20 protein-coding genes and 1 pseudogene are annotated in these 26182 nt (G+C 68.3%); 11 read left to right on the top strand and 10 right to left on the bottom strand.

Features of this window, described 5'->3' with window-relative positions; genetic code table 11:
* Window positions 1-168: 168 nt before the first annotated feature.
* A pseudogene (locus HD601_RS04770) lies at window positions 169-1399 on the bottom strand (IS256 family transposase).
* 229 nt (window positions 1400-1628) lie between these two features.
* On the opposite strand from HD601_RS04770, the gene HD601_RS04765 reads away from it, so the two are divergent.
* From HD601_RS04765 to HD601_RS04755, 3 genes are all read left to right on the top strand, one after another.
* A complete protein-coding gene (locus HD601_RS04765) occupies window positions 1629-4400 on the top strand; it encodes a UvrD-helicase domain-containing protein (protein ID WP_184819801.1) in 2772 nt (923 codons plus the stop codon).
* 104 nt (window positions 4401-4504) lie between these two features.
* Complete coding sequence (locus HD601_RS04760; RefSeq protein WP_184819800.1) at window positions 4505-6547, top strand: helicase HerA domain-containing protein; 2043 nt, start codon at window positions 4505-4507, stop codon at window positions 6545-6547.
* Complete coding sequence (locus tag HD601_RS04755) at window positions 6547-7923, top strand: DNA double-strand break repair nuclease NurA (RefSeq protein ID WP_184819799.1); 1377 nt, start codon at window positions 6547-6549, stop codon at window positions 7921-7923. The genes HD601_RS04760 and HD601_RS04755 overlap by 1 nt, the downstream gene beginning before the upstream one ends.
* 19 nt (window positions 7924-7942) lie before the next feature.
* Here the strand turns inward: HD601_RS04755 and HD601_RS04750 are convergent, their stop codons facing one another.
* Together HD601_RS04750 and HD601_RS04745 are read right to left on the bottom strand one after the other, a co-directional pair.
* Window positions 7943-8830, bottom strand: coding sequence for a DNA adenine methylase (locus tag HD601_RS04750; protein ID WP_184819798.1), 888 nt, complete (start codon window positions 8828-8830; stop codon window positions 7943-7945).
* Between the two features lie 276 nt (window positions 8831-9106).
* The gene (locus tag HD601_RS04745) at window positions 9107-12442 is read right to left on the bottom strand and encodes an amidase family protein (protein WP_184819797.1); all 3336 of its coding nucleotides are present in this window, start codon (window positions 12440-12442) and stop codon (window positions 9107-9109) included.
* 276 nt (window positions 12443-12718) lie between these two features.
* Between HD601_RS04745 and HD601_RS04740 the strand changes: the two genes are divergently transcribed.
* Together HD601_RS04740 and HD601_RS04735 are read left to right on the top strand one after the other, a co-directional pair.
* A complete protein-coding gene (locus HD601_RS04740) occupies window positions 12719-16030 on the top strand; it encodes a DEAD/DEAH box helicase (protein ID WP_184819796.1) in 3312 nt (1103 codons plus the stop codon).
* 16 nt (window positions 16031-16046) lie between these two features.
* Entirely contained in the window at window positions 16047-16595 is a 549-nt protein-coding gene (locus tag HD601_RS04735; protein ID WP_184819795.1) for a hypothetical protein, read from the top strand.
* Window positions 16596-16619: 24 nt separating this feature from the next.
* On the opposite strand, the gene HD601_RS04730 is transcribed toward HD601_RS04735, so the two are convergent.
* A complete protein-coding gene (locus HD601_RS04730) occupies window positions 16620-17654 on the bottom strand; it encodes an NADPH:quinone reductase (protein ID WP_184819793.1) in 1035 nt (344 codons plus the stop codon).
* 422 nt (window positions 17655-18076) lie between these two features.
* Here HD601_RS04730 and HD601_RS04725 point away from each other — a divergent pair, with 422 nt between their 5' ends.
* Entirely contained in the window at window positions 18077-18229 is a 153-nt protein-coding gene (locus HD601_RS04725) for a hypothetical protein (RefSeq protein ID WP_184819791.1), read from the top strand.
* A gap of 134 nt (window positions 18230-18363) precedes the next feature.
* Entirely contained in the window at window positions 18364-19254 is an 891-nt protein-coding gene (locus tag HD601_RS04720) for an LLM class flavin-dependent oxidoreductase (protein WP_184819789.1), read from the top strand.
* 8 nt (window positions 19255-19262) lie between these two features.
* Here HD601_RS04720 and HD601_RS04715 read toward each other — a convergent pair whose 3' ends face one another.
* From HD601_RS04715 to sigJ, 3 genes are read right to left on the bottom strand one after another with little or no spacing between them, the layout of a single operon-like run.
* Complete coding sequence (locus HD601_RS04715) at window positions 19263-20213, bottom strand: RNA polymerase subunit sigma-70 (RefSeq protein ID WP_184819787.1); 951 nt, start codon at window positions 20211-20213, stop codon at window positions 19263-19265.
* Window positions 20214-20252: 39 nt separating this feature from the next.
* Window positions 20253-20681: a hypothetical protein gene (locus HD601_RS04710; protein WP_184819785.1), complete on the bottom strand. Its 429-nt coding sequence runs from the start codon at window positions 20679-20681 to the stop codon at window positions 20253-20255.
* A 54-nt stretch (window positions 20682-20735) separates the two neighbouring features.
* On the bottom strand, window positions 20736-21653 hold the full coding sequence (gene sigJ, locus HD601_RS04705; RefSeq protein WP_184819783.1) for an RNA polymerase sigma factor SigJ: 918 nt from the start codon (window positions 21651-21653) through the stop codon (window positions 20736-20738).
* Between the two features lie 117 nt (window positions 21654-21770).
* Between sigJ and HD601_RS04700 the strand changes: the two genes are divergently transcribed.
* Window positions 21771-22181 (top strand): DUF6069 family protein, encoded by a 411-nt coding sequence (locus HD601_RS04700; protein ID WP_184819781.1) that lies wholly within the window; start codon window positions 21771-21773, stop codon window positions 22179-22181.
* 14 nt (window positions 22182-22195) lie between these two features.
* Here the strand turns inward: HD601_RS04700 and HD601_RS04695 are convergent, their stop codons facing one another.
* Window positions 22196-22675 carry a hypothetical protein gene (locus HD601_RS04695; protein WP_184819779.1) on the bottom strand — a complete coding sequence of 160 codons (480 nt, stop codon included), beginning with the start codon at window positions 22673-22675 and terminating at the stop codon, window positions 22196-22198.
* 100 nt (window positions 22676-22775) lie between these two features.
* On the opposite strand from HD601_RS04695, the gene HD601_RS04690 reads away from it, so the two are divergent.
* Window positions 22776-23282: a hemerythrin domain-containing protein gene (locus tag HD601_RS04690; protein WP_184819777.1), complete on the top strand. Its 507-nt coding sequence runs from the start codon at window positions 22776-22778 to the stop codon at window positions 23280-23282.
* Window positions 23283-23464: 182 nt separating this feature from the next.
* Here HD601_RS04690 and HD601_RS04685 read toward each other — a convergent pair whose 3' ends face one another.
* A complete protein-coding gene (locus tag HD601_RS04685) occupies window positions 23465-24352 on the bottom strand; it encodes a sigma-70 family RNA polymerase sigma factor (RefSeq protein ID WP_184819776.1) in 888 nt (295 codons plus the stop codon).
* Between the two features lie 37 nt (window positions 24353-24389).
* On the opposite strand from HD601_RS04685, the gene HD601_RS04680 reads away from it, so the two are divergent.
* Window positions 24390-25163, top strand: a complete 774-nt coding sequence (locus HD601_RS04680) for an SDR family oxidoreductase (protein ID WP_184819775.1) — start codon at window positions 24390-24392, stop codon at window positions 25161-25163.
* A gap of 163 nt (window positions 25164-25326) precedes the next feature.
* Window positions 25327-25743: a hypothetical protein gene (locus tag HD601_RS04675; protein WP_184819774.1), complete on the top strand. Its 417-nt coding sequence runs from the start codon at window positions 25327-25329 to the stop codon at window positions 25741-25743.
* Here HD601_RS04675 and HD601_RS04670 read toward each other — a convergent pair.
* Window positions 25698-26105, bottom strand: coding sequence for a VOC family protein (locus tag HD601_RS04670; protein ID WP_184819773.1), 408 nt, complete (start codon window positions 26103-26105; stop codon window positions 25698-25700). The genes HD601_RS04675 and HD601_RS04670 overlap by 46 nt on opposite strands.
* Window positions 26106-26182 lie beyond the last annotated feature (77 nt).

The following is a 26182-nucleotide window of genomic DNA, read 5'->3' as shown; positions in this document are numbered from 1 at the left end:
CCACGGCCCGCATCGGTAGTCCCTACGTTCTGTCGGTGGGTGCAACTACGGGGCCTCCATCACTCGAAGATGACGTCTGGGACGGCGGACGCGCAGCTGTGCACGGTGACGTCCCGTGACGTGGTGTAGGCGGTCTTCCACGGTGTGCGGGTCAGCGAGTTGTGCTGATCATGCCGTGAGGAGCGCAGTTGGTGCTACCTCCTGATCGTTGGTGGTGGTGTTGAGCAGGGCCATGGAGCCTTCGGAGAGGTAGCGGCGGTCGGAGACTTGCCATTCGTTGTGGGTCTCGACCAGCACCGAGCCGGCCAGGCGCAGTAACGCGGCAGGGTTGGGGAACACGCCGACGACGTCGGTGCGGCGTTTGATCTCTTTTGTTCACCCGTTCCAGCGGATTGGTCGACCAGATCTTCTTCCAGTGGCTGATCGGGAAGCCGGTGAACGCGGTGATGTCGTCGGCGGCTTCGCGCAGCATGGTCTCGACCTTGGGGAGTTGCCGCCCGAGCATCCCGGCGATGGTGTCCAGTTGCTCGCGCACGTGGTCGCGGTCGGGTTGGGCGAAGATCGTCCTGATCGCGGCGGCGACCATCTCGGCGTCGCCCTTGGGGACCTGAGCGAGCACGTTGCGCAGAAAGTGCACGCGGCAGCGCTGCCAGGACGCGCCGATCAGGACCGCCTCGATCGCGGCCTTCAAGCCGGCGTGCGCGTCGGAGATGACCAGTTGCACCCCGCGCAGCCCGCGGGTCTTCAGGCTTCGCAGGAAGGCGGTCCAGAACGCGCCGTTCTCGCTGTCGCCTACGTCGAACCCGAGTACCTCGCGGCGACCGTCGGCGGCGACCCCGGTGGCGACCACGACCGCCTGCGACACGACCCGGTGATTGACGCGTGCTTTGCAGTAGGTGGCGTCGAGGAACACGTACGGATACGCCTGTTCGGCCAGCGATCGGTCGCGGATCGCGGCCACCTCGACGTCGAGCTCGGCGCAGATCCGGCTGACCTCGGACTTGGAGATGCCAGTGTCCGCGCCCAACGCCTTGACCAGGTCATCGACCTTGCGGGTGGAGGTGCTGTGCAGGTAAGCCTCCATGATCACGGCGAACAGCGACTGGTCCACCCGTCGACGCCGCTCGAGCAGGCTCGCGAAGAACGAACCGGCGCGCAGCTTGGGAATGCGCAACTCCAAGTCGCCGGCCACCGTTGAGACAGTCTTGGGCCGGTGGCCGTTGCGCTGCGCCAGCCGAGTGTCGGTGCGCTCGTGCGGGCCGGCACCGATCACCGAGGTCAGCTCGGCCTCAATCAACGCCTGGTAAATCGTCGTGGCTGCTTGCCGGATCCGATCCTCGACATCGGCGCCCTTGAGTGCGTCGAGCACCTCCAGCAGGGCAGACTGGTCCAGAGCCATCGTGTGATGTGTCCCTTCCGCGAGAACCATTGGCGTGGTCTCGCCGACCATCACACGATGGCCACTCCCGACGTGGTCACCCACGCCGACAACGGCCCGACCGTTACACCACGACCTGGGACGTCACCCTGTGCCCACACGAGAGCAATGAGCCGGCGCCCGCACCGCGGGCAAGCGCTTCGGCTGTGGCGAACCGCCGACGTAGCCCTCGCCTGCCAAGATGGATACCGTGACGACGTACACCGAGGCTCAGGCGGAAGCAATCAGTTGCCTGGACGAGCCGCTCCAGATCATTGCATGTGCGGGTTCAGGGAAGACCCAAGTGATCTCGCAGCGCATCGCCGCGATTCTGGGCTTGCCGGGTGTGGACCCGCGCAACGTCGTGGCCTTCACCTTCACGGAGAAGGCGGCAGCCGAGCTCAAGGAGCGGGTTCTGTCGATCGTCGAGCGGGAACACGGCCAGCTTAACGGACTGGCTGAGATGTACATCGGGACGATGCACAGCTATGCGCTCGGCCTGCTGCAGCGGCTCGTTCCCGATACGTTCAAGTACTCGGTGCTCACCGACATCACCGCACAGCTCCTAGTTGACCGCTACAGCCGCAAGTCGGGGCTTACATCGTGCCCGACGACGGCCGTTCAGGGAACGCTCCGGCGGTACCGGAACTCCAAGCTCTACCTGCAGGTCGCGAGCGTGCTGCGCGAGGACCAGATCGACTACAGCAGAGTGCCGGCGGGCGTGCTCGAATCGTTCGAAAAGTACGCCGAGCTGCTCGAACAGAACGCGGCCTTTGACTACACCGAGATCATCCGTCGAGCTGTCCACTACCTGGAGGGTGATCCGTACGAGGACGACGATTTTGGTAGAGTACACGAGCACGTCGCGAAAGACATCAGGTACGTAGTCGTCGATGAGTACCAAGATGTTAACCCGCTGCAAGAGCGGCTCGTGCGCGGATTAGTCCGGTTCGGAGCGAACCTGTGTGTCGTCGGCGACGACGATCAAACGATTTATCAGTGGCGTGGTAGCCAGGTGTCGAACATCGTCACCTTCGCGAGACGATACGCCGACGTTCGACAGGTGAGGCTCGACGACAACTTCCGGTCCAGCATCGGAGTCGTTGAGCTTGGCCGCTCCGTCGCCGAGCGCATCCCGGCGAACGCGCGACTCCCGAAGTCGATGGTGGCGGCGGGTCATCAGAAGTGGGAGCGTGGCGACCTCGTCGCGCTGACCATGGATGACCCTCTCGCAGAGGCTACATGGATCGTCGACCGCATCGTCGAGCTGCGCGGCGTTGCGTTCCAGGATAGGCCCGACTCGGGGCCACGAGGTCTGTCGTGGTCGGACTGTGCAGTGCTCTTCCGTTCAGTGACAAATGACTCGGGGCCGTTGGTGGAGGAGCTGCGGCAGCGTGGCATCCCGTTCATCGTTAAAGGTCTCAACCGGCTCTTCGACAGCCCCGAGATCCAGGCAGTCGTAGGCGTGTTCCGATTCATGGTCTCCGAGATCGACGATGGCGCGCTCCGCGCACTTTGGGACGAGGCACAGCTCATTCCAGCAACGGGCGACTGGACAAGGGCCATTCGGGTGCTGGAGGTCGGGCGAGACTTCGCCGCGACCCGCCGCCATGCGGTCTACAACATCCAGCGTCTGTATCTCGACTTCCTCGAGGCCCTGGACGTGCGCGAGGAGAACCTCCCCGGCGCGCCGACGCGCGCCGAGCTCGTCTTCTACCAGCTCGGCAAGTTCAGTCAGGTGATCTCCGACTACGAGCAGATCTACTTCACTACCGAGCCCGCAGCAAAATATGAGGGTTTCGCAAAGTGGTTGCAATTCCAGGCGCCCGACTACTACGCTGACGCGGATGCCGACGTCGGTTACGCCACGCCCGATGCTGTAACCATTGCCACCGTGCATCAGGCCAAGGGTCTTCAGTGGCCGGCAGTCTTCCTGCCCGCGATGCGGCGAAACCGATTCCCGGCCCGCGTCATGGGTGGCGTGAGCCTTCGGCACGTCATCCCCGACGACGCGCTCGACGACCCTGCGCGCTACCGCGGCACCGTTGAAGACGAGACGCGGCTGCTTTATGTCGCCGTGACTCGCGCGCAGAAGTACCTCTACGTAACGTTCGCCCCGATCCAGTCGAACCAACAGCAGCGCAACCGGTCCGAGTTCTTCGACCACATCGCTGCTCAGCAATGGGTGTCGACGGCTGCATCGCCTGTGGCTGGAGCCAAGCTCGCGCCGCACCCCCTGCATGAGACGCCGCAGGTGACACTCTCGTTCTCGGAGCTGAAGTATCTCTTCGAGTGCTCTTACCAGTTCAAGCTCCGGTTCTTGTACGGTTTCAACGCGCCGATCCACGAGGCGCTCGGTTACGGCAAAGGACTCCACGACGCGTTGGCTGAGGTCCATAAGCGGGCGCTTGAAGGCGACATAGCCACCAAGGACGCTGCTGGTGCCCTGGTCGACCGCCACATGCACGCCCCGTTCGCCTACCCGGCGCTGAAGGAGCAGTTGCGCGCCTCCGGCATCAAAGCTCTTGAGCGCTACTTCGATACACACGGCAAGGACATCACCAAAACGGAGTTCTCCGAGAAGCAAATCCAGGTGCACGTCGCACCCGGTATCACCGTCGACGGGCGCATCGACCTCATTCGTCGCCTCGACACCGGTGAGGTCGCCATCGTCGACTTCAAGTCGACCGAGCGGGCGCAGGCCGAGGACGTGACCCGGGACCAGCTGCACGTGTACGCCGTGGGTTACCAGGAACTGACCGGGCGGTCCGCGGACGTGATTGAGGTGCTCAACCTTGACGAGAATGGCAAGACTGAGAGAGAGCCGATCAATGACCCCCTCCTCGTCGCAGTCCGCGACAGGATCCGGGATGCCGGTGAGGCGCTCCGCACCAACAACCTGCCCCGGCTCAGGGTCTGGGACAAGCACGCCTGCGGCTCGTGCGACCTTGTCGCCCTGTGTCGTGAGCGTCCAACGGCTTAACGATGTTCCGGTACGGAGGTGGCACCTTCCAAGCGGTCGATGAGGTTCTGTCAGACCGCTGTGCCAATCTCTACAAGAGACCTCGCTTCTTTCGGGAGACCGCGATGACCGAACTGATCCCCGGCGTCGGCGCCGGTTCGCTCCTGCACTCGCAACTGCTCGCCGACGACCGGTCGACCCGCATTGGAGCTGTCTACCGCATCGACTACGGCGAGGCGATCGTGCTTACCCACGACCGTTGGAAGTTCGACGCCGGGGGCATCCCCCAGTACTCCTTCCTGCTGGCGACTGCCCAGGACATCAACACCTCGCAGGTCGACGACGATGAGGTGCTCCTCCTTCGGGTGCAGGGCACGTCACCGTTGTCGATGGAGAGCGATCTGCATGCCGTCCGTGAGGAGTCGTTGCGCTCTGCCCTCTCGAGCAATCAGAACCCGTCGCCCTCAGTCGTCCTAGACGTCGAAATGGACCCCTTCACCAAGAACCGAGTCTCGTTCACCGGCCTGCGTTGCAAGGTCCTCGGCACATTCTACGAGGACGATGTGGATGGCCAGAAGGTCCTTGAGTTCGGCGCTGACGTCGACAATTTCTACGCCACGTCCACCTATCGGGTGCTCAAGCCCGTCGGTGAAGGACTATCGACTATCGCGTCGTATCTCAAACCGACCGGGCGGCCCGTCGAGAGGGTGCGCCTCGGCGCCGTACGGTACTCGGCAACTCGCCGCCGTGCCAAGGCGTCCAAGCAGGCTGACGCGGCCGTCGAGGTGAACATCCGTGACTTTATTGGGCACAAGACGGCGCTCCTCGGCATGACCCGCATGGGCAAGTCCAACACGGCAAAGATCATAATTGCGCGCACGTTCGCGGTTTCCGAGCGTCAGAGGGCGGCTGGTGGACGTCCTATCGGGCAGCTCATCTTCGATCCGCAGGGAGAATACGCCAACCCCAACACCCAGGACGGCACCGAGATCGCCGCCATTGGCGCGAAACACGTCCAGATCTTCAAGTTCGGCGCGGATGGATCCCAGCCGCATGTGAAGCCGCTGAACATAAACTTCTACTCGGAGAACCAGATCGATGCGGTTCAGAGCCTTATCTCGGACCAGTTGAGCACTGACGAGTCCGGCTACGTGAAGGACTTCGCGGGCGCTTCCTATGCCAACGTCTCGGGTGACCCGTCGGCAACCACCCATGCTCAGCGGGCACGACTCGTGCTCTACGGTGCGCTTATGAAGGCTGGATTCGCGGTGCCGGAAAGCTTCCGGGTGCGCATAAATGTCAAGGCCATTTTCCAGCAGAAGCTCGTCACCGCGCTCGGGCGGAACCCCTTCACACAGGCTGGCAGCACCGCGAACATGGTCACGATTTCCGCTACTGACGTGGAAGAGGTTGTCGACAAGATCGTCGAGCTCCGGGAGGTGGCAGACAAGGACGCGAGCGACTTCACGAAGGACGTTCGCTGGAAGAGCGTGGAGCCGATCTTCACCACAAAGAGTCAAGGCCGGAACGTTCGCGGTTGGAAGAACCTCAACCCTCTGCGCCCGTTCCACAGTCCGATCACGCAGAACGACCCAGCGATCGAGATTTACGACGAACTCGTCAAGGGCCGCATTGTGATCGTCGACCTCCACGTCGGCGCCGCCCCGATCACGAAGTCGCTCAGTGAGTCGATCACTGCACGCCTCCTGGAACGTCAGACGACCGTGTTCACATCCGGGGAGGAGCCGCCTGCGATCCAGGTCATGCTCGAGGAGGCTCACAACCTCTTTGCGTCGGACCGCTACAAGGATGACCGAGACATCTGGGTGAGACTCGCGAAGGAGGCCAGCAAGCTGAACCTCGGCATGACCTACGCCACGCAGGAGGTCTCAGGGGTCGCGCATCAGGTCAAGGCCAACACCGCAAATTGGGTCGTCGCCCACCTGAACAACACCAAGGAGGTACAGGAGTTGGCCCGCTTTTACGATTTCGGCTCCTTCTCCGACGCGATCATCGCCTCCGAGGACCGCGGCTACGTCCGCCTGAAGACCCTGTCATCGCCTTACATCGTCCCGGTTCAGATCGACCGCTACGATATGGAGCTCGTCAACGACGCTCGCGCCGCGGCCGGCGACGCGCCGCTGACTCCGAACGGATCGACTCCCTAATGCCGTACGAGACCGTTGGCGGCAGCTACGAGCTCGCCTCCCGCCTTGGACACGCGACCGCTGCTGTTCGCGCAATCGCGGATCAGCGCACTTTCCACGTCCCGGCGGAAGCCCTGCGCGATGTGGACGAAATCAAGAAAAGGATACGACCCCGGGTCAGCTTCGTCATCCCGAGCATGAAGCCGCAGTTGACGTCTGCCCTCGCTGTGGATGGCTCTCAAGTCGTCGAGAGAGTCCGAGACGGCCTGCCGTCCGTCCTGTACGGATTCGCGCAGGCGGCGGCCGCGTACGTCGACCTCGGCATCCTCGAGACGCAGAAGGCGGAGAGGTTCGTCGACCCCTACGAGATTGACCGCGCCGTGAACACCGCGCTCGTCACGCTCGATCTCCCTGTTGCAGGCGCCTACACGCGCGAGGGTGTCGACATCGTGACGTCCTGGCGCGAAGCGATCGATCAGCTGTTCCGCGTCAAGAAGATCGAGGTCAATCGCCTCAACCAAAGCCTCTTGGACCTACTCTTGCTGATGCACGGCGAGCCGGGGAAGCCCGTCGCGACCGTGCGCGTGAACTGCCCGACCGAGGACTGCAACGAGAACGTTCCGGTGCCCTCGACCGGTGTCGAGTGCGACGCGTGTGGCGTGCGGCTGTTCCCCACCGACGTGTTGCGCATCCATGAGGAGGTTGGGGAGGAAGGCAGCAACCAGTCCGCCCTAGGCCGGCTGATGTCGGTGGTCGAACTTCTCGTGCTCGTTGGTCTCGCCACGCTCCTTTGGGAGCAGTCGCGCCAGGAGCTCCTGCCGACCACGCTCTTCATCGTGGATGGCCCACTCGCGATGTATGGTCCTCCAGCGAAGTTGCGGGGGCGGGCTCTTGACTACTTCCAGAGCATGGCGCGCACTACGTCCGACGACGCACCTTACATCTGCGGACTCGAGAAGTCCGGCGCGATGGTCGATTACGCCCGGCAATTGGCGCGCCACGATGTGCTTGGCCCCGGTGACGTTCTAGTATGCGACGAAGAAGTTATCGCCCGTGTTGCCAACGTCAACAATGCCCGCGCTTACGGAAAAGAGACCTATTGGGGGCGCAAGTTCGTCTATCGCGCGCTCGACGGGCGAGTTGTTGTACCGACGATAATGCCGCCGACCGGCGCGCCTTACGACACCAACGGTGGCCAGCCTGACCCCGATGCGTATCCGACGCTACCAGCGATTCTGGACGTTATCGACCGGACAGGCTCATCGATGTACGTCGACGGCATTATCCCAGTCGCGGCCGCGCACGGGAAGGCAGCGTTTCCGATCGGCGTCGGCACTGACGTCCTGCGCCTCGTTGCAATCAAGCGCCTCGGCCTCGACAACTCGGATGATAGTTAATTGCCAGCACTCGTTCGCGTTAGTAACTCTCGGTCCTGGCCGCTTTCTTCGCGAACGCGTCGGCGAGCGGGTCGGATACGACCATCAGCTCGCTCGCCAGTTCGCGACGGTTCGCCGAGTAGTGCAGGTTAAAGTCCAGCATTGTGCGGTCCGTGTACATGGCCCGGATTGGTTCGGCCATGTCATAAGTCAGAACCCAGTTCGCGTCGGCTAGCGAGTTGAGCCAATTCGCGAGGTTGTGGTGTTGCGGGTCGTTGAACGAGTTGAGATAGAGAAAGCTTCCCTTTTCGTAGTAAGGCGGGTCAACGTATGCGAAGACATTCTCCTTCGGAAGCCAATGGCGGAGGCGGAGGACGCCATCTTGATGACTGACCAGGATCTTCGACCTGTGCTCGGCAACCTGCTCGATCCGCGCCCTTAGCGTCTCCCGGTTGAAGCGAGCGTCCATCCTGTAAGTGCCAGTCTGTTTGAGCCCGCCGATGATCCCTCCGCCCAGGACGCCGGAACGGTTAGTGCGATTGAGGTAGAAGGTCGCGAAGCCGAGGTCTTGGGGATCCAGATCGCCATCATCACGCCTGCGGTAAATCTCTCTCTGTCGTTTCCACTCATCGACAGTGAGCGGCGCACGTTCGAGACGCTGTAGGAAGTCGTCGGTACGGTGAAGCATGGAATCCCAGACCGCGTAGATCGACCGATCGAGGTCGTTGATCACGACCCGACCCACCACACCCCGGTACAAGAGGGCGAGGCCAGCACCCGCGCCGCCGGCGTACGGTTCGACGTAGGTGGGCTTCGACAGTCCGAGGGCGTTGATCGCGGACTCGAAGAAGTCCGCCAGCGACGCCTTGCCGCCCGGATACCGAAGGGGGCTCGGGTTCGATCGTCGGCGTGCGACAACGTCAATCACGCACGCCTCCGCTCACGAGTTCTTCCCTGGCCGCCTAAGAGTACTCAAGGGGTATGACATGAAGGGCGGGACGTGCTCCTGAGTTGAGGCAGGGCGCCCGCCTGCACCAGGATGGTAGAAGCGGGGAACCTGTCCAAGCGCTTCGGCGGCCGCCCCGCCACGTCGCCGGACCCGGTGCTGCCGAGAACATCCACATGGGTAAAGTGTGCTGGTCAATTTCGTGAGCGCGTGTGCTGGGTGGGGTCTCGCGCTCGAGGCCCCACCCAGCGTCCGTTGTTACGTCCTTGGCGGGGCGCAGCCGGTGACGGCCGCGACGCGGGAGGCCTCGGCGGTGATGGATGAGCCCGTTGCGGCGGGGACGCCCCGGCCGGACCTGCCGACGTTCGCTACGAGGGCGTCGATCAGCGAGCAGGCGGCAGCCTGGCGGTCATCCGACTTGGCGTCCTGGATGTTGGCCACGATCGAAGCCCAGCTGCGGCCGGGGCCGAGGCCGTCGACAAGTTCGGCGAGGGCTTCGCCGCTGTCGCCGGGGTTGCAGAGCTCGCCGGTGAAGAACGAGCCGCCCGGGGTGCAGCGCCACATCGACGGGTTCGTCACGCCAGGAGCGCGCCGACCGTACGAGTGGCCCTGCTCGAACGCGTACCCGGCCGCCAGCAGCGAGGCCTCGCTGCCCGCCGTCCCGACGAAGGTGACGCCGATGGGGTTGCGGCCGGCGTTGCCGGTGCCCTCACCCGCGGGAACGGTCAGAACCGGGTAGCCGGCGCGGTCGGCGATCCCGACCAGGGTGCTGTTGCTCGGCACCATGATCACGTCGTAGCCGGACGCGAGCACCGAGTCGATGACAGCGGCGCTCTCCGCGCGCCCGACCGACAGGTCGGACTCGTACGTCTCCAACGTCGCGGCCGATGCTGCCAGCAGCTCGTTCTGCTGGTACTTCAGGCCCTCGACCGGGTTGGCCTGGTTGTACGCGATGATCTCGTCCAGTGAGGACGCCCCGCCGAGATACGCATCCAGGTCCCGCGAGAATTCCCGCAGCACGATGCTCGGCCGCGTCGTCGGCGCACCCAGCGTCACTGAGCCGACCGTCGCGCCCAAGCCCTCGACGGTTGCTACCGCCGCCGGGTACGGGGCGGATCCGCCGGAAACGACGGCGACCTTCTTGCCGGCCAGCGCCGTCTGCGTCAGGCCGGCCGTGTAGTCGACCGACGACGAGTCGACAGCACCAAGAGTCACCGCCGCGTCGTACACCGACCGCGTCAACGGGCCGATGGCGTCCTGCGAGGACGCCACGGGAAGCACGCCGTCGCCGTCGACGACCCCCACGCCAGGCTTCAGGCCCACCACGCCCGCGACTCCCGCGGGAGCAATGAGCTGCGCGCCCACATCCGTCCCAGTTTCCATGCCGATCGTCAACGCCGCGAGACCAGCCGAAGTCGCCGCCGCCGAACCCGCGGACGATCCAGCAGGAGTCTTGTCGGTGTCCGACGGCAGCAACACCTGGCCGCCGAGCGACGAGTAGCCCTCGGGCAGGTTGGCGTCGAAGACGCCGTTGAGCTCCGTCACGTTGGTCTTGCCCAGGATGATCGCCCCGGCCGCCCGCAACTGAGCGACGACGGCGGCATCGTCGGCCGGCAACAACGACTGCAGGGCGATCGATCCCGCCGTCGTCGGCAGGCCAGCGACGTCGAAGGAGTCGTCGAGAAGAACAGGAATGCCGTGCAGGGGACCGCGCGGCCCGCTCTTCTTGCGCTCCTTGTCGAGCGCCTTCGCCTCGGCGACGGCATCGACGTTGAGCGCGCGCACGGCCTGGATCGCCGGACCCTCAGCATTGGAAGCGGCGATCCGCGCCAGGTACGCCCGCGTCAACGTCTCCGCCGTCAGCGTGCCCGCGGCCTGGCGCGCTTGCAGGCTCTGCGCCGTCTCCGTCTCGAGCGAGAAGGGCAGTCGCGGCACCGACCCGGCCAACTCCATCGCCGTCGAGTACGACGGGTTGCACCCACCACGCGACGCGAACGCAGGCGCCGGCACGGTGTCAGCGCACCGGTACATGCTCGGGTTCAATTCCGACACGGGCTGCCGCAAGCGAGTCGCCTGCTCGATCACGTAGGCAACGCCGATCAGGTTGCGCTCGCTGTACGCGTTCCCGTGGATCGACACGTTCACAGCACGCCGGTGCGTCGTCGAGTACCCCATCGGGATCGTGATCTGCGGCGTTCCGGCGGTCGCGCCGCTCGGGACGCTGCCGAGGATCGCCAGGAAGTCGTCCGAGGGATCGTCGGGTGTCTGGTTGTTCATCATGCTGTCGATCGCGGCCCACTGCGCCGCCCGCCGGATCGGCATGGCCGCGCGGTACGCCGTCTCGTTCGGCCCGCCCGGCTCCGTCTCGGCAGCCGCCGCGTTGGCGTGGTTCTGGTTGCCGAACTTCAGCGCCTGGTCCGACTCGGCCGCGTTGACGGCGACCTCTTCCTCCAGCGAGTTGATCGGAGCGGACGCCCCCAACCCGCGGTAGTACTCGTCGATCGCCTTGTGCTGCTGGTAACCGCTGGGCAGCGCGGGCACGTCGCCGACCGGTATCGACGGGCGCTCGACCATGATCGCGCCGGCCGCGACCAGAGCGTCGAAAGCGAGCGCCGTCGGCGACCCGGGCTCGATGGTGCCGTTGTAGCCGATCCGCTGGCCGCGGACGAAGTCGAGGTCGAGCGCGGACATGTAGTCCGGCGCCTCCTCGGGCGCCCGCTTGATCGACGCCTGCCAGTTCGGCCCGAAGACGGCGGCGTAGCCGGCCTCGTTCTTCGGGTCGCGGCCGACCATCGACTGCAGGTGCATGGCGGCATTGGCGACGGTGCGATCCATCGGACCCGCGGTGTCCTGCGACGACGAGATCGGGCCGATGCCGTAGGCGGGCACAATGCCGACGGTCGGGCGGATGCCGACCAGGCTCTGCGCGCCGGACGGGCTGATGATCGAGCCGGACGTCTCGGTGCCGACGGTGAGCATCGACAGCGCCGCCGCGCCGGCGGCCCCCGTGCCCGACGAGGACCCGCTCGGGTTCTGGTCGGCGTCGTTGGCGTTGAGCACCTGGCCCGTGAGATTGCCGAAGCCGGACGGCTGGCTGCCGAAGCTGTTCGCCCACTCCGACAGGCCGACCTTGCCGAGGATGATCACGCCGCTCTCGCGCAGCTTCTTGACGATGCCGGCGTCGTCCTCCGGGTAGGAGTGGCGCAGCGAGTAGTTGCCGTTCGACGTGTACATGCCCTTCACGTCGATGAGGTCCTTGAGCAGCACGGGCAGGCCGTGCGCGGGGCCGAGCACGACGCCGTCGGCGCGCAGTTCGTCGGCCCGCCGGGCTTCAGCCATGACGGCGGGATTGATCTGCGTGACGGCGTTCAGCCCTGGACCGCTCTTGTTGAGCGCCTCGATGCGCTCCAGGTACGCCTGCACGAGCTGCACGGACGTGAGCTCGCCGGACTCCATCATCTGCTCGGCAGTGAGGCCGTCGAGCGTCTCCAGATCGAGAACCGGGGGAGGCGGGGCCGCGCTGACGGGCGGCGAGCTGGGTGCCGCCGCCAGGACGGGCGCGGCGAGCACTGCCGCGACGGCGAGGGAGAGCAACCTCCGAACGATGACTGACCGATGCACCGCGACTCCTCGAGGGAAGCAGAACCGGGCCAATGTGACATTGCGGATCAAATGTCAACGAGGTCCGTTTCGCGCTCATGTCCGAGCCGTGACGATCACCGTCCGGTGATCTCCGCACGTCGTCCTGAGTCGGGCAAGTGCCGGGCGGGTTTGCCCGCAACGTCGGGCAAACTTGCCCGCCGAATCGGGCAAACGGGTATGCGGCGGAATGGCCCGAGATTGTCGGTGGCGACGGCTAACGTGCTCGATATGTGGCCGGGAATCCAGGTGAACGACGACGCGGGTCTGCTGAAGGTGGTGGACCCGTCGACGTACGTGCGCGGCCTCATGTACGCGCAGCACGGCGCGGTGACGGACGTGGTGTGGGGGCCGAACGACGGCATCGTGACGGGCAACGTCATCGGCAGCGCGCGGCAGCCGTACTCGACGGTCGCGATCATGAAGCCGGCCGGCGGCGGCAGGTTCACGTTCGTCGAAGGGCGCTGCAGTTGCCCGGTCGGGTTCGACTGCAAGCACGTCGTCGCGCTGGTGGCGACGGCGTTGAGCGGCGGCCTGCCGGGCGACCGGCAGGCTACGAACGAGGGTCCGGCGGACTGGCAGCTGTCGCTCGACTCGCTGCTCGACCCCGCCGTGGTGCACCACGACGGCGGCACCAGTGAGATCGCCGTCGAGCTGACGCTGTCGAGCAAACCGCGGGCGACCGGACGCTGGGAGGACGCCACCGGAACGCATCCGCGGCTACTCGCGAGGCTGGTGCGACCCGGCCGCGGCGGGTGGGTGGCCGGCGAACTGAGCTGGTCGCGGCTCCGGCACCGCCCCGAGCTGGTGGCCGGACCCATCGAGAAGCTGCGCTGGCTGCGTCAGTTCTTCCTGCTCTACGAGGCCGGCCGCAGCGACACCGGCTCCTACTTGCCGTACGGTCGCGAGGAGAAGCACCTCGACCTCACCGGGTTCGAGTCCACCCAGCTGTGGCCGCTCCTCGACCAGGCGAAGGACCTGGGCATCCGCTTCGTCTACGGCAAGAAGCGGGCCGGCGACATCGACGGCTACACGACAGCGTGCATCGTGCTCGACGTCACGAGGGACACGACGAGCGGTAACCTCGTGATCGTCCCGGTGCTCATCGTCGACGACGTGGGCACGGAGGTCGTGCCGGTCCGGTTCATCGGCGCCGACGGGCACGGCGTGGTCTACGCGCCGCGCCACAACCTCCAGACCACGCCCGACCCGCAGAACTGGCGGTTCGGGCTCGCCAAACTCGAGCGCGCGGCCAGCCGGCAGCTTCAGGACCTGGTGCTGGACCAGGGCCGGCTGATCGTCCCGGCGGGTGATACCGAGCGATTCCAGAGCGAGTACGTCCCGCGGCTGCAACGGCTGGCGACGGTCGTGTCGTCGGACGGGTCGTTCGTGCCGCCGGAGGTGTCCGGCCCGACGCTGGTCGCTCGCGCCGACTACAGCGAGGGTCACGGGCTGGAACTCGACTGGGAATGGCGCTACGAGATCGGCGACACCGAACGCCGGGTGCCGCTGGACGAGCTGCACGCACCCGGGCCGGACGACGGGTTCCGCGACACCGACGCGGAGCGGGCGTTGCTCGCCGAACTGGAAGCCGAGTTGAGTGGTTTCGGTCCGGACGCACAGCGCCGGTTCGACGGGCTCGAGACCATGCGCTTCAGTACCGAGGCGCTGCCGCGGCTGCGCGACTTCGACGACATCGACGTCGAGGTGTTCGGCGATCCGGCCGACTACCGCGAGGTTGGCGACTCCCTGGTCATCGGCGTGTCCACCGAGGCCGCAGAGGGCGAGAACGACTGGTTCGACCTCGGCGTCACCATCACCGCCGACGGGCAGGACGTGCCGTTCACCGACCTCTTCCTGGCGCTCGCCCGGGACCAGCCCTATCTCTTGCTGCCCGACGGTGGCTACTTCTCGCTCGAGAAGCCCGAACTGCAGGCACTGCGCCGGCTCATCGACGAGGCGCGGGCACTCGGCGACCACGCCGGCGACGGCACCAGGATCAGCCGATTTCAGGCCGGCCTCTGGGAAGAACTGGCCAACCTCGGCGTAGTGAACCACCAGGCCGACTCCTGGCAGCGGCAGGTGCAGGGGCTGCTCGCTCTGGGTGGCGCGCTCGACGCGGCCGCCGCGCCTCCCAGCATGCTGCACGCGGAACTCCGGCCGTACCAGCTCGACGGCTACCGCTGGCTGACGTTCCTGTGGGAGCACGGGCTCGGCGGGATCCTCGCCGACGACATGGGGCTCGGCAAGACCCTGCAGACGCTGGCGCTCGTCTGCCACGCGAAGCAGCGCGACCCGGACATGCCGCCGTTCCTCGTGGTGGCGCCGACCAGCGTCGTGTCGAACTGGGTGACCGAGGCCGCGCGGTTCGCGCCCGGGCTCACGGTCGTGCCGGTGACTGACACACTGCGGAAGCGCGGTAGGTCGATCGATGAGGTCGTCGCCGGCGCGGACATCGTCGTCACCACGTACACGCTGCTCCGGCTCGACGGCGACGCCTACCGACAGGCGGCGTGGTCGGGGTTGGTGCTCGACGAGGCACAGCACGTGAAGAACCACCAGTCCAAGACCTACCAGGCGGCGCGGAAGCTGCCGGCGCCGTTCAAGCTGGCCGTCACCGGCACGCCGGTCGAGAACAACCTCATGGAGCTGTGGTCCCAGCTCTCGATCTCCGCGCCCGGCTTGTTCCCGCACCCCGCCAAGTTCGAGGAGTACTACGCCAAGCCCATCGAGAAGCAGCGCGACACCGAGCGGCTCGCGCAGTTCCGCCGCCGCATCAAGCCGCTGGTCCTGCGGCGCACCAAGGAACAGGTCGCCGCCGACCTACCGGCGAAGCAGGAGCAGGTGCTCGAGGTGGACCTGCATCCGAAGCACCGCAAGATCTACGACAAGCACCTGCAGCGCGAGCGGCAACGCGTGCTCGGCCTGCTCGACGACGTCGACAAGAACCGGTTCGTCATCTTCCGGTCACTGACGCTGTTGCGGCAGCTCAGCCTGCACGCCGGCCTGGTCGAGGACGCGGACCTCGACGTCGCCAGCGCCAAGATCGACGTGCTGATCGAGCAGCTCGGCGACGTCATCGAGGGCGGGCATCGGGCGCTGGTGTTCAGCCAGTTCACCGGCTTCCTCGGCCTGGTGCGGGCCCGGCTCGAGGCGGCCGGCATCGAGTACTGCTACCTCGACGGCTCGACGCGGCACCGCGAGCAGGTGATCGCGCAGTTCAAAGAGGGCGACGCTCCGGTCTTCCTGATCAGCCTCAAGGCCGGCGGGTTCGGGCTCAACCTCACTGAGGCCGACTACTGCTTCATCCTCGACCCATGGTGGAACCCGGCGACCGAGGCACAGGCGGTCGACCGCACCCACCGCATCGGCCAGACCCGCAACGTCATGGTCTACCGGCTCATCGCCCGAGACACGATCGAGCAGAAGGTCATGGCGCTCAAGGAACGCAAGGCCGAGCTCTCGGCCAATGTCATGGACGACGGCGACGCTTTCAACGGCCGCCTCGGCGTCGACGACATCCGTCAGCTCTTCGACGACTAGATGGTGGTGAGGCCTGGTGCCTCCTGAGAACGCCCGACGCCTGGGTGAGTTGCTCCGTCGCCGCAACCTCATCGACGCTGAGATCGCGGCGCTGATCAACCGGCCGATGGCTGCCGGACATCCGGGCGAATGGATCGCCGCTCAGGTCTTCGACCTCCAGTTGGAGCCGTCGGCTACCGCGACCGCCATCGACGGCCGCTTCCGGTCCGGGCCGCTGGCCGGCCGATCCGTGAACGTCAAGTGGTACCTCAAGCGCGAGGGCATCCTGGACATGACCACGTCCGAGGTCCTCGACTACTACCTGGTCATGACTGGCCCTTCGGCGTCCGCGGCCTCGTCACGCGGCGGGGTGCGCCCTTGGTGCATCCACAACGTCTACCTCTTCGACGCGCGAGAACTGCTTGAGGTGCAGCGGGCGCGGGGCGTCAAGATCGGCATCGCATCGAGCGTCCCCAAGGCGCTCTGGGCCGCGGCCGAGATCTTCCCCGTCGCCACGAACGTGCAGCTCTCGATGACGGGGGAGCAGCGAGCAGCGCTCGAGGTCTTCCGGCTGGATGCGCCCTGACGAGGCGGGATGGTCCAGCCCCGGTCAGACGTCGAGGACGGAGATGAGGACCTTGCCGGTCGCGCCGTCCTCGACGGCGCGGTGGGCGTCGGCGGTCTGGTCGAGGCCGAAGTGGTGCAGCGGCAGCCCGGCCTCGTCGCCGACGCGGTAGCCGCCGTCTGCGATGGCGGCGTTGATGTCGTCGCCGGCCTCGCGGAGCTTCTCCCAACCCAGCGTGTACAGCAGCACGAACTGCAGCCGCGCGTTCAGGCCCATGTACTCGCGCACGTTGAGGTCGAACGGCCGGTCACCGTTGTTGGCGTAGATCGCGATCGTGCCGAGCGGCTTCACGACGGCGGTATCGAGAGCGGCGTTCGCGCCCGCCGCGACCTCGACGACCAGGTCGACGCCGTCGGGAGCGATGGAGCGGACGGCGGCAACGACATCAGACGACGACGCGGAACCGTAGGTCACGACGTGATGCGCTCCGGCCGCCGTCGCCAGCTCGCCCTTCTCGGACGAACTCACCGAGGCGATGACCGTCGCGCCGGCCCAGCGGGCCAGCTGGATCGCGGCGTTGCCCACCGCGCCCGCACCGCCCGCCACCAGCACCGTCCGGCCCGCCAGCGCACCCGGAAGCAGCCGGGTCGGGCCGCCCTCGGCGACGGTCAGGGCGCGGTGCGCGGTGATCGCCGGGATCCCCACCGCGGCACCCAGGTCGAACGGGGCGCCGTCGGGCAGTGCGAACACCCGCTCCGCCGGCACGACGGTGTACTCCTGCGCCGTCCCGCTGCCCGGGCGCTGGTACGCCGCCAGCGTCACCCACACCCGATCGTCCACAGACAGGCCGCTCACACCGTCGCCGACCGCATCGATCACACCCGCGCCGTCCTGATTGGGCACCGTCTCGATGCGTTCCATGGCGCCGTAGCCACCGCTGCGGGCCTTCCAGTCGGTCGGGTTCACGCCCGACACGACGACCCGGACGCGGACCTCGCCGGGGCCGGGATCGGGGACCGGGCGCTCGATGATCCGGAGGACGTCGGCGGAGCCGGACTCGTCGTGCACGATCGCCTTCATCGGGTGTCGCATCCCTTCAACGGACGGTGCCTTCGTACGGGCAACCGACCGTACCGCGGGCGCATTCCAGCCGTGTCGGCCGCGACGCAAGAAGCCCCGGCGCGGAGTCACAACAGCACGCGCCGGGGCTTGACTGGGATCATCAGTGTTAGCGCACCTCGCCCGGCCAGGACCGATGCTACGACGTAAGAAGTCCCGGCGCGGAACCACGACAGCACGCACCGGGACTTAGCCGGGATCGTAGGTGTAGACGCACCTCCCCCGACCGCCTCCAGACTACTCGTTGACGCCGTGGCTGTCGTCCTGTCATTCTGGTCGGCTAACTACATCGGGAATCCGCCCGGCGTAGTCGAGAAATCGGCTCTCGGGCGGACTGTAGACGCGGTTTGTCTGGTGGCCCTCAGCACTTGGGAGGAAACCCAGTGAACCACGACAACAGACGAGGAAGCGCGCTGAGCAGGCTACGGAAGCTGCGTCAGCACACCGAGGTCATCGGCCAGATCCTGAGGGATCTGTGGCCGTTGGTCGTGGTGATCTCCTCGATTCTGGGTGTTGCCCTGCATCAGCTCGGCTGAGGTCGAGCCGCCGGGAGCGAACGGGGTCGGCTGAGGCCGGCCCCTTCGTGCGTCTCGTGCGAAGCCCGATTCCTTCGCACCCGCCGTTCGGTCTGTCTGTCCAGGAATCAACGCAGACAGAGAGGCGATCTCCCATGGAATTCGGCATCTTCCTGCCGGTCGGGTTCGGCGGCGAATTCGGCGCGGACGGCGACCCGGTCGAGGCGGCAGAACGCGTCATCCAACTCACACAGACAGCGGAGGAGTGCGGCTTCGCGGCTGCCTGGCTCCCCGACCACCTGCAGACCATCCCGCCGTCGCCGTCGCACCTCTTCGAGTCGTGGGCGATGCTGACGGCGCTCGCGCGGCACACCGACCGGATCCGGATCGGGCCGCTCGTCAGCTCCAACTCGTACCGCAACCCGGCCCTCCAGGCGAAGATCGCGTCGACGGTGGACGTGCTGTCGCACGGACGGCTGACGCTCGGCCTGGGCGCCGGCTGGTACCAGCCCGACTACGACACGTTCGGCTACGAGTTCGCCGACGCACCCACGCGGCTCGCGAGCCTCCGCGACGGCGTCCGAACCATCACCGAGATGTGGCTGCACCCGACCACCGCACCGCAGCGCCCGCACATCCCGATCATGATCGCCGGCGGCGGCGAACGTGTCACCCTGAAGATCGTCGCCGAGTACGCCGAGGCCTGCAACGTCATGGTCTCGCCGCAGGAGGCGGCGCGGAAGTTCGCCATCCTCCGCGACCACTGCCGGACATTGAACCGCGACTACGGCACCATCCTGCGTACCGCCACCACCGGCTGCCTCATCGCCGCGACGGACGAGGAGGCGCAGGCCGCGCTGTCGCCCGCCATGGGCGCGTTCTACCCGGGCGACTTCGCCGACTACCTGCTCTACGGCTCGGTCGACACAGTCAAGAACCGCATCGCCGCCTACGAACAGGCCGGCGTCCAGCAGCTCATCGTCGGCTTCCACGAGGCGACCGACCCCGAGGCGATCCGCCGGTTCGCGAAGGAGTTCATCGGGTGACGACGGCGTCAGCCTGCGGCGGGCAGGGTGGCGGGTAGGCCGAACCGCCCCAGCAGGCCGTCGCCGGCGAAGACGGTGACCCGGGCGATCCCCGCCTGGGTCACCGTCAGCACTGCGAGCCCGAACGCCGACCCGTCGCGCAGGTACGCGCCGAACGCCGGCTGCCCGTTCGCCACCGTGGGGACCTTGCGCCAGTCGCCGGCCCCGCCGACGACCTCGCTCATCAGGTACTCCACGCAGGCGACCTTGCCGGCGAACCACATGGCGGCGGCCGGCATCTCCAGCACCGCGTCGGCCCGCAGCGCCTCCTCGAACAGCCGCGCGTCGGCCGTCTCGAACGCCGTCATGTACAGCGACAGCAGCTCCTGAGCCCGCGGATGCGACGGCTCCAGCACGGGTTCGTCGAGCGACGGCGTCACCGCGGCCAGCCGCGCTCGGGCCCGCTGCAGCAGCGACTTCACCGCGCCGACCTCCAACGACAGCGCCCCAGCCACCTCCGCCGCCGGCCAGGCCAAGACGTCGCGCAGGATCAGGACGGCCCGCTGGCCGGGCGTCAGGTACTGCAACCCCACGATCAACGCGAGCCGGACGCCGTCGCGCACCTCGGCGACCGCGGCGGGATCGTCCGACGACGGCGTCACCAGCGCGTCGGGCAGCGGCTGCAGCCAGCCCACCCCAGCTGCCGTGCTCGGTCCGCCGCCCATGTCGACGGGGACGGCGCGCCGGTCGCTGCGCTGCAGCGCGTTCAGGCAGGCGTTCGTCGCGATCCGGTACAGCCAGGTGCGCAGCGACGACCGCTCCTCGAACCCGTCGTACGACCGCCAGGCCCGCAGGTAGGTCTCCTGCACGAGGTCCTCGGCGTCGTCGAGCGAGCCCATCATGCGGTAGCAGTGGGCCAGCAGTTCGCGGCGGTAGCGCTCGGTCCGCCGTACGAAGTCGTCGTCCATGGTTGTGCTCATCCTCGTACCGACCGGCGCGGGCGCGGAAAGGAATCGCCGTCAGTCGTACGGCTCGGACCGGGAGTCGAGCCCGTGTCCCGGCGGCACGACTCGGCGGATGGCGGCGGAGAGGTCCTCGGAGTAGGTAGTGCCGCCGTGGACCACCTCGGACCGGTGCGCCGGCCGGACCCGCCGCGGGTCGAACACGCACCAGGCGGCCCGCCACCGCCAGGCCAGCCGCCCCTGCCCGTCGGTCTGGCGGTCCGGCCACAGCACCAGCAGGTAGCGCCACCGTCCCTCGCCCCGGCGCCGTCCCCACGCGACCAGCCGGCCCTGCACCCGCCGGCTGGACCGGTCGCCCATGATGACCGGAACCGCGCTGTACAGGCCGGACGCCTCGGTGTAGACGCGGAGCTTGATCTCCAGCTGCCCCGGATCGAGTTCGAGGACGTCGAGCGGTGGTTCTTCCAGCCAGTGCACGGACGACATGACGCCAGTATCGAACACATGTTCGCATGATCGGTAGTCGGGTGCGGCGCGCGGTCAGTCGGTCCAGGGGCGCAGCTTCTCCGGGTTCCGGACCGCCCACACGTGTGTGATGCGGTCGCCGGCCACGTCGAACGCGAGCACCGTCGCCGTCACGCGGTCCTCCTGCAGCACCAGGCCGGGCTGGCCGTTGACCGTCCGCTCCAGCATCGTCAGCTCCGGCGCACCCTCGAGCAGTTCGACGAGCGCGCGGGCGATCTGCGCACCGCCGTCGACCGGGCCCAGCGCCGTGACCAGCCCGCCGCCGTCGGCCACCGCGGTCGCGGACGGGTCGAGCAGGCCGACGAGCGCCTGGATGTCCTTGGCCGCCCACGCCTCCTTGAAGTCGCGGACGAGCTCGGCGCGGCGGGTCGACGTGGTGACGGCGGCAGCGGACGGCTGCGCGTCGCGGATACGGCGGCGGGCCGACGAGGCCAGCTGGCGGCAGGCGGCCGGGCTGCGTCCGACGACGTCCGCGACCTCGGCGAACGGGTAGCGGAACACGTCGTGCAGGACGAACGCGACCCGCTCGGCCGGCGTCATCGCGTCGAGCACGACGAGGAACGCCATGCTGATCGACTCGTCCAGCGTGACCCGGTCGGCCGGGTCGGCGGGCTCGGCCGTCGCGCCGCTCGACGGCCCGCCGGACCACTCGGTGCGGTCGGGGACCGGCTCCGGGATCCAGTCGCCGACGTAGCTCTCGCGGCGGACCCGGGCCGAGCCGAGCAGGTCGAGACAGATCCGGCTCGCGACCGTGGTCAGCCAGGCGGCCGGGGTCTCGACGGCGTCGCGCCGCTCCTCGGACATCGCGTACCAGCGCGTGTACGTCTCCTGCACGACGTCCTCGGCGTCGGCCAGCGAGCCGAGCAGCCGGTACGCGAGGTTGATCAGCTGCCGGCGCTCGCTCATGATCGCCTTCAGGCTCGGATCGGTCATGGCCGGCCTCCTCTCCTGCTCCACCGACGAGACAGTGACCCGAAACGTGAGGCCTGACGTTTCGCGCTCCTGTGTCGTCGTGTCGCTGACCGACCACCAGAGTGCCAGGAGGCGACGATGACGACGACGAACCTTGCAGTGCGACGACGAGGTGGTGCGATCGCGCTCGCGATTGCGGGGGCGACGGCGGCAGCTGCGGTCCCGTGGGCGGTCGCCGAGATCGCCGGCGCCGACCTCGAGGTGACCACGGGCGGCTGGACCATGGACGTCGGCCTGCCCATGGTGCTGGGCGCCGCGCTGGTGGTGTCGCTGGCAGGCTGGGGTCTGCTCACGCTGTTGCAGCGGCGACTGGGCGACGCGCGGGCCCGGCGGGTGTGGACGATCGTCGCGGTGACGGTCCTGCTGCTGTCGCTCGGTGGTCCGCTGAGCGCCGACGCGACGACGGCGACCCGGGTCTACCTGGCGCACATGCACGTCGCCGTCGGGCTGGCGCTGATCCCGGGCCTGCGCTGGGCCGTGCGGCCGTGACGCCGGCTTCGGCGTCAGGGGCCGATCATCGGCTCGGGCAGCCAGCCGTCCCAGCCGTCACGGTCCTTCCAGGAGCCCACATGGTCGGCCATCCAGCCGACGAGGTCGCCGCACCAGGTGACGCCGTCGTCGTCGCCGAGGTCGGCCGGCGGACCCTCCGCCAGCCACTCCAGACACACCGTGTGCAGCTTCTCCGGGTCGCCCCACAGCATCCAGGGACTGCGGCCGGTGCGGGTCAGCGCGTCGGACAACCACCCGGTCAGCGCGGCGCAGCGGTCGCCGTCGCTGGTGAACGGCCGCCCGGTCTGGTCGGTCCAGCGCTCACAGGCCTCCTCGACGGTGACGAGCTGCGCCGCCGGGTCGACGATCGCCCGCGGCGAGCGGTCGCCGTGCGTCGTCCACACCGCCGACGCCACCCCCGACGCGGCGATCGCGGTCACCGTTACGAGCGCGAGTGCCGGCCATGAGGGGCCGGCCCGCGTCTCCTCCCCCATACCGCCACCCTCGACCCGCCGGACCGCGCTGAGCAGGGCCGAAAGACCCCGGGCCGGAGCCGGGTTGCGGGGGAGCGGCGCGGCCTGATCGGATGGACCGATGCCCGACGGCGACCTCGACCGCACCGCCGCATGGAGCCGGCAGCTCACCGAGACGCACGCGACGCTGCGGGAGCGGCTGCGGCGGCTGCAGTCCGACCTCGGCGGTGAGACGGCCGCCGGGTTCGACGCCGACGGGGCCGACGGCGACCTGCTCGCCCACTGCCTGGGGTTCTGTGCGGCGCTCACGACACATCACGAGGGCGAGGACTCCGGCCTGTTCGCCGAGCTCCTCCGCGTCCGCCCGGACCTCGCGGCCACCGTCGCCGCGCTGCAGGAGGACCACTGGCTGATCGCCGGCATCCTCACCACCGTCCAAGGCTTGGCCGGTGAGACACAGGCCGGCGTCACCGCGGAGCGCCGCGACGCGATCCGGGGCGAGCTCGACGGGCTCGCCGCGATCATGGAGTCGCACTTCCGCTACGAGGAGCGGGCCATCGGCGCGGCGCTGGACCAGGGCGTCGCGGACACCGGCTGGACCCGGCCGGTCTTCGCGCTGCGCGACTGAGCAAGCGAGTCGACCGCCGGCGGCGCGGCAGACGATGAGTGTCGGCTGCGCGGGTGTAGACGCCAGTGCCAACAGTTGGCGTCAGCGTCAACACCTCCGCGATGGACATCCTCGCCCGTGCCCCGCGCGCCGGGCTCGAACAGGTGCGTCACCAGGTCTGCGTGGATGTTCGCGTTCCGGGATCAGGCATCGAACGCCGCCGGGTCGATGCGCTCGAGGCGGGCGGGGTCGTAGAGGACGTCGATCGCGGCGATACGGCCGTCGGCGACGGTGAAGGCCATGACGGCGAACACCCGACCGGCGATGACGACGACCGCGCCGGCCGCGCCGTTGACCAGCGCCGGCCGCACGTACCGCGACAGCCGCTGCGCCGTCGCGGCCTGCCCGGCGACCGTCCGCGCCCCGCGCAGCAGCACCGTCGGGCGGGTCCGCACCGCACCGCCGTCGGCGCGCAGGACGACCTCGGGGTCGAGCACCGACACCAGCGCGTCGAAGTCGCCGTCGCGGGCCGCGGCGTAGAACGCGTCGACCGCGACCCGCTGCCGGGCGAGGTCGGCGTCGGGGACCGGGGCGGCGTCGTGGACCCGGCGGCGGGCCCGGCTGGCCAGTTGGCGCGCGGCCTCCGGGGTCCGCTCGACCAGCGGCGCGACCTCCTCGAACGGGACCGCGAACAGGTCGTGCAGGACGAACGCCAGCCGCTCGGCCGGCGACAGGGTGTCGAGGACGACCTGCATCGCCAGCCCGACGGAGTCGGCGAGCAGCGCCTCCTGCTCGGGGTCCGGGCCGGTCAGCGGGCTGACGACCGGGTCGGGCAGCCGCAGGCTCACGCCGTCGCCGTCGTCCAGCGGCTCCTCGGCGCGAGTGGCTCGCGCCCGCAGCAGGTTGAGGCAGACGCGGCTGACCACCGTCGTCAGCCAGCCCGCGAGGTTCTCGACGTCGGAGGTGTCGGTGCGCTGGTAGCGCAGCCAGGTCTCCTGGACAGCGTCGTCAGCCTCGCTGAGCGACCCCAGCATGCGGTAGGCGACGGCGCGCAGGTGTGACCGGTGATGCTCGAAAACTTCTTCGCTCATCCGGTCACATTCCTCCGTCTCCGCGGGTCAGCCGAGTATGACCACACCTCTTCTCGTCACCGGCGGCACCGGCACCCTCGGACGTCTCATCGTGCCACGGCTGGTCGCGGCCGGCCGGACCGTCCGCATGCTCAGCCGCACCCCGCGCGAACCCGCAGCCGACGCCGTCGAGCACGTCGCGGCCGATCTCCGCGGCCCCGACGCCGCACGCCACCTCGACGCCGCGCTCGGTGGCGTCGAGGTCGTCCTGCACCTCGCCGGCGGACCCAAGGGCGACGCCGAGGCGACGACGGCGCTCGCCGCGGCCGCCGCCCGGGCCGGCGTGAAGCACCTCGTGCACATCTCGGCGATCGGCGCCGACCGGGTGCCGATCGCCTGGTTCCGCATGAAGCTGGCCGCCGAGGAGGCCGTGACCGGCGCGGGCGTGCCGTGGACCGTCCTGCGCGCCGCCCAGTTCCACGACCTCGTGTTGAAGACGGCGACGGCGATGGCGAAGCTCCCCGTGGTGCCGGTCCCCGGCGGCCTGCGGTTCCAGCCCGTCGACGCGCGCGACGTGGCCGCCCGGCTGACCGAGCTGACCCTCGGCGAGCCGGCCGGCCTGGTGCCCGACCTCGCCGGCCCGCGGATCGAGCCGATGGGCGAGCTGATGCGCTCGTACCTGCGGGCGGCCGGGAAGCGGCGGGCGCTGTTGCCGGTGCGGATGCCCGGCAAGGCGGGCCGCGCGTACCGCGACGGCGCCAACCTGACCGTCGACGGCGCCGACCTCGGCACCCGCACCTGGGAGGAGTTCCTCGCCGAGCGCCTCGGCTGACGCGGGCTGCCGCGCCGCCGCGCGCCGTCCCCCACCCAAGTTGATCTTGGAGTTCTTCGGCCATCAATCGGGGCAAATTACCCCGCATATGCCGAACAACTCCAAGATCAACGTGGGTGGGGGAGGTGGGGCATGCGTCCTGAGCGGCTGTCACACTGCGGACATGACGGACACCCGCGAGCTGCGCCTTCCGGACGAGCGCCCGTGGCCCGCGTGGGCGCTCCCGGTCTCGGCCGTGGCCGGCGTGGGCGCACTCGGCGCCGGACTCGGCCTGGCCGTGGCCCGGTACTGGGGCGATCCGCTCCCGCTGGCGATCGCGCCCGTGCTGCTCGTCATGGCTGCCGGCTGCGGCGCCGCGGTGGTGCGGCGGGCCCTGCGGCACGAGCGGCGCACGTACGCCGTGACCGAGGTGGCCGTCGTGCTGGCGGTGGCCGCGGTGCTCTACGCCGGCAGCCCGCTGGGTCGGGCGGTGCTCGCCGCGCTGGTGGGCGGCGGCCTGCTCGCGACCGCGTGGGCGGTCCGCAGCGAGCGCCGTCAGCCCACGAAGATGCAGAACGGGTGGCCGTCGAGGTCGGCATAGACGCGCAGCGGCTCGTCGGGGTCGTCGAGGCGGTCGAAGATCATGCGCCCGCCCAGCGCGAGCACGCGGTCGTGCTGGGCCAGCAGCTCCTCGAGCGACGGCACCGTCATGTCGAGGTGCAGCTGCTGCGGGACGGCGGCGTCCGGCCAGGTCGACGGCGTCAGCTGGTCGACCTGCTGGAACGCCAGCCGTCGCTCGCCGCCAGGCTCGTCGAGTAGGACCAGCCAGTCGTCGCCGGCGGGGTCGGTGGTCTCGTGGCCGGGCCGGTACACGTAGCCCAGCAACTGCCGGTAGAACTCCGCGGCGGCGCGGGCGTCGGTGGTGTCGAGGACGGTCTGCAACACGCTGGGATACGTCGCCATGATCCGGACCGTACCCACCAGCACCGACAGCACGTTCATCTCCTGTCGGCGCGACTGTCACCACCACCCACTACGGT

This window comes from Jiangella mangrovi (assembly GCF_014204975.1).
Lineage (GTDB): Bacteria > Actinomycetota > Actinomycetes > Jiangellales > Jiangellaceae > Jiangella > Jiangella mangrovi.
This window is presented reverse-complemented; position numbering and strand designations above follow the sequence as displayed.

Bases quoted from the DNA above. Each gene is read 5' to 3' on its own strand.
- HD601_RS04760 (WP_184819800.1), top strand. From the start codon at position 4,505: ATGACCGAACTGATCCCCGGCGTCGGCGCCGGTTCGCTCCTGCACTCG.
- HD601_RS04755 (WP_184819799.1), top strand. From the start codon at position 6,547: ATGCCGTACGAGACCGTTGGCGGCAGCTACGAGCTCGCCTCCCGCCTT.
- HD601_RS04740 (WP_184819796.1), top strand. From the start codon at position 12,719: ATGTGGCCGGGAATCCAGGTGAACGACGACGCGGGTCTGCTGAAGGTG.
- HD601_RS04730 (WP_184819793.1), bottom strand. From the start codon at position 17,654: ATGAAGGCGATCGTGCACGACGAGTCCGGCTCCGCCGACGTCCTCCGG.
- HD601_RS04720 (WP_184819789.1), top strand. From the start codon at position 18,364: ATGGAATTCGGCATCTTCCTGCCGGTCGGGTTCGGCGGCGAATTCGGC.
- HD601_RS04715 (WP_184819787.1), bottom strand. From the start codon at position 20,213: ATGAGCACAACCATGGACGACGACTTCGTACGGCGGACCGAGCGCTAC.
- HD601_RS04710 (WP_184819785.1), bottom strand. From the start codon at position 20,681: ATGTCGTCCGTGCACTGGCTGGAAGAACCACCGCTCGACGTCCTCGAA.
- sigJ (WP_184819783.1), bottom strand. From the start codon at position 21,653: ATGACCGATCCGAGCCTGAAGGCGATCATGAGCGAGCGCCGGCAGCTG.
- HD601_RS04700 (WP_184819781.1), top strand. From the start codon at position 21,771: ATGACGACGACGAACCTTGCAGTGCGACGACGAGGTGGTGCGATCGCG.
- HD601_RS04695 (WP_184819779.1), bottom strand. From the start codon at position 22,675: ATGGGGGAGGAGACGCGGGCCGGCCCCTCATGGCCGGCACTCGCGCTC.
- HD601_RS04690 (WP_184819777.1), top strand. From the start codon at position 22,776: ATGCCCGACGGCGACCTCGACCGCACCGCCGCATGGAGCCGGCAGCTC.
- HD601_RS04685 (WP_184819776.1), bottom strand. From the start codon at position 24,352: ATGAGCGAAGAAGTTTTCGAGCATCACCGGTCACACCTGCGCGCCGTC.
- HD601_RS04680 (WP_184819775.1), top strand. From the start codon at position 24,390: ATGACCACACCTCTTCTCGTCACCGGCGGCACCGGCACCCTCGGACGT.
- HD601_RS04675 (WP_184819774.1), top strand. From the start codon at position 25,327: ATGACGGACACCCGCGAGCTGCGCCTTCCGGACGAGCGCCCGTGGCCC.
- HD601_RS04670 (WP_184819773.1), bottom strand. From the start codon at position 26,105: ATGGCGACGTATCCCAGCGTGTTGCAGACCGTCCTCGACACCACCGAC.